Below are 3,206 nucleotides of genomic sequence, written 5' to 3'. Positions count from 1 at the left end.
CACCGGGTCCACGGGTCGGACTGATCATCGCCAAGTCGGTGGGCTCCGCCGTCGAAAGACATCGCGTGGCGCGCCGATTGCGTCATGTCGCGCGAGGCGTGTTGGGGGAGTTGGATCCACGCGACCGGGTAGTGATCCGCGCGCTTCCGGGTAGCCGTGAGTTGCCGTCAGCCAGGCTGGAACACGAGTTACGGACCGGGCTGTGCCGCGTGCGTGAGCTGATGGGGCGGCCCCGGTGAGCTCACAAGGGCGCAGGTGCACCGACGCGGCGGGCCGTGCCGGTAGGGCGGTGGCGCGCGGTCTGATTTTTCTGATCCAGCTCTATCGGCATATGGTGTCGCCGCTGCGGCCAGCGACGTGCCGATTCATTCCGACATGCAGCCAGTACACCGTCGACGCCCTTACCGAGTATGGGCTGGTTCGCGGATGCTGGCTGGCGCTGACCCGACTCGCCAAATGCGGGCCGTGGCATCAAGGCGGTTGGGATCCGATTCCTGAGCGGCATGACGGGCATGCTGCCTGCGCCGGTGACGTCGGGGCCACCCGAACGAAGTATGGGGAGAGTGCGTCCGTTGTTTGATTTGTTCAGCCTCGACATCATCTACTACCCCGTATCAGCCATTATGTGGCTTTGGTACAAGGCATTCGGTTTTCTGCTGGGGCCGTCGAACTTTTTCGCCTGGGCACTGTCGGTGATGTTTCTGGTGTTCACGCTGCGGGCGCTGCTGTACAAGCCATTCGTGCGGCAGATCCAGACCACCCGACAGATGCAGGAACTGCAGCCCCAAATCAAGGCGCTGCAGAAAAAGTACGGGAAAGACCGTCAGCGCATGGCGCTGGAAATGCAGAAGCTGCAGCGCGAACACGGGTTCAACCCCATTCTGGGCTGTCTGCCGATGCTGGCCCAGATCCCGGTGTTCATCGGCCTGTATCACGTGCTGCGCTCGTTCAACCGGACCACCGGTGGCTTCGGGCAACCGCACCTGTCGGTGGCCGAGAACCGGGCGACTGGGAACTATGTGTTCAGCCCCACGGACGTGGCGCACTTCCTGGATGCCAACTTGTTCGGCGCTCCGATCGGCGCGTTTATGACGCAGCGGACGGGGTTGGATGCGTTCACCGAATTCAGTCGGCCCGCGGTGATCGCGGTAGGCGTGCCGGTGATGATCCTCGCCGGCGTCGCAACGTACTTCAACAGCCGGGCCTCGATAGCCCGGCAGAGTCCCGAGGCTGCCGCCAATCCGCAGACCGCGATGATGAACAAGCTTGCGCTGTATGTCTTTCCGCTCGGCGTGGTGGTCGGCGGCCCGTTTCTGCCGTTGGCGATCATCTTGTACTGGTTTGCGAATAACATCTGGACCTTCGGTCAGCAGCACTACGTGTTCGGGATGATCGAGAAAGAAGAAGAGGCCAAAAAACAAGCCGCGATCCAGCGGCGAGCAGCCAATGCGCCGGCGCCCGGCGCCAAGCCGAAGCGCGAGGCGAAAGCGGCACCATCGACCGGTAACGGTTCGCCCGGGACGGTGGCTGCCCCGGAGACCGGATCGTCGAGCGTGGAAGCGACCACCGAAGGTAGCGACGGAAAGCCGGCGAGCGCGAAGGCTGCTAAGCCGAATCAGGTTGGGCGAAGCGGCAGTTCGGGTAGCCGGGCACCACGCCCTGGCGCCAAACCGAAGCGACGTAAACGGTGACCGGGTAAGCGATCAAACCGACGAACCCGCGGCCGCTAGCCGATGAGAATGAGCCGGTGACGAAAGCCACCCCGGCATGACGGGACGAGGAGATACAGGCATGGCTGATGCCGACACCACCGACCGCGAGGCGGAAGAGCAAGACCCGACGGCAGAGACCCCCGATAGCGACGACCTCGACGACCTGGAAGAGCGGCTGGTCGCCGAAGGCGAGATCGCCGGCGACTACCTGGAAGAGTTGTTGGACCTGCTCGACTTCGACGGCGATATCGACCTCGACGTCGAGGGCAACCGCGCGGTGGTGAGCATCGACGGTGGCGACGACCTCAACAAGTTGGTCGGCCGCCACGGAGAAGTGCTTGACGCGCTCCAGGAATTGACCCGGCTGGCGGTTCACCAAAAGACCGGAGTACGCAGCCGGCTGATGCTCGATGTCGCAAGCTGGCGGCGTAGGCGCCGGGATGAGTTGGCTGCGCTGGGCGACAAGGTCGCGCGGCGCGTGTTGGAGACCGGAGAGCGTGAAGAGCTGAGTCCGATGACGCCGTTCGAGCGCAAGATCGTGCACGACGCCGTTGCCGCGGTTCCCGGGGTGCGCAGCGAAAGCGAGGGCGTGGAGCCGTTGCGCCGGGTCGTCGTGCTGCTCGACTAGCTGAAGAAAGTTACACCCGTGTAGTTAGGCGGGACGCGCCATGGCGGAGGGCCGGAGGATGTTTCACGTGAAACATGCGGGTGCGGGAGCGACGCCCGCGGCTGCGACGCCCGCGGCTGCGACGCCGGCGGCTGCGACGGAGATTTTCGGACCACGGCTCGAGCTGGCTGAGCGGTATGCCGAACTTCTAGCGGGCGCCGCTGTGGAGCGCGGGTTGCTCGGGCCCCATGAACCGGAACGAATATGGGACCGCCACATCCTTAACAGCGCGGCGATCGCTGAGCTACTCGATTCAGGGGACCGGGTCGTCGACATCGGGAGCGGGGCAGGCCTGCCCGGCATTCCGCTGGCGATCGCGCGGGCAGATCTTCGGGTGGTGCTCGTCGAACCGATGCTGCGCCGAAGCGAGTTTTTGCAGTCCGTGGTATCAGAACTCGGCTTACCCGTCGAAGTCGTGCGGGGGCGCGCCGAGGAGCAACCGGTGCTCGACCAGCTCGCCGGACGCATGGATGCGGCGGCGTCGCGGGCGGTGGCGGCGCTGGACAAGGTGACCCGGTGGAGCCTGCCGCTGTTGCGACCGGGTGGCCGGCTACTGGCGATCAAAGGGGTGAGCGCGCGCGAGGAAGTCGACCGGCACCGGCGTGTGATGGCCTCCTTGGGCGCAACCGATGTAAGGGTAGTGACATGTGGCGCGAACTACTTGGATCCGCCCGCAACCGTGGTGGTAGCGCGACGTACGCCAGCGCGTCGGCGGCCCCCACGCACGCCGAGAAGGCGGTCAGCGTGAGCGCGCCCTACGGGCCGGCGCCGCGCCCACCGCAGCAGCCGGCCGATGTTTCACGTGAAACGGTTTCACGTGAAACATC

Annotated in this window: 5 protein-coding genes; all 5 read left to right on the top strand. The window is 65.2% G+C overall.

Features of this window, described 5'->3' with window-relative positions; all coding sequences use genetic code 11:
• A partial coding sequence (rnpA, locus tag VFA16_RS08915) for a ribonuclease P protein component (RefSeq protein WP_324967459.1) occupies positions 1–239 on the top strand: 239 nt, incomplete at its 5' end.
• Complete coding sequence (yidD, locus tag VFA16_RS08910; RefSeq protein ID WP_414687673.1) at positions 236–580, top strand: membrane protein insertion efficiency factor YidD; 345 nt, start codon at positions 236–238, stop codon at positions 578–580. The genes rnpA and yidD, both read left to right, overlap by 4 nt.
• Entirely contained in the window at positions 564–1,691 is a 1,128-nt protein-coding gene (gene yidC / locus VFA16_RS08905; RefSeq protein WP_324967458.1) for a membrane protein insertase YidC, read from the top strand. Before yidD ends, yidC begins: the two co-directional genes overlap by 17 nt.
• 100 nt (positions 1,692–1,791) lie before the next feature.
• Positions 1,792–2,340 (top strand): protein jag, encoded by a 549-nt coding sequence (locus tag VFA16_RS08900; protein WP_324967457.1) that lies wholly within the window; start codon positions 1,792–1,794, stop codon positions 2,338–2,340.
• Between the two features lie 58 nt (positions 2,341–2,398).
• Complete coding sequence (gene rsmG, locus VFA16_RS08895; protein ID WP_324967456.1) at positions 2,399–3,127, top strand: 16S rRNA (guanine(527)-N(7))-methyltransferase RsmG; 729 nt, start codon at positions 2,399–2,401, stop codon at positions 3,125–3,127.
• Positions 3,128–3,206: the final 79 nt, after the last annotated feature.

It is taken from the genome of Mycobacterium sp. (assembly GCF_035653355.1).
GTDB lineage: Bacteria > Actinomycetota > Actinomycetes > Mycobacteriales > Mycobacteriaceae > Mycobacterium.
The sequence above is the reverse complement of the archived record's forward strand: the minus strand, read 5'-3'. Positions and strand labels throughout refer to the sequence as shown.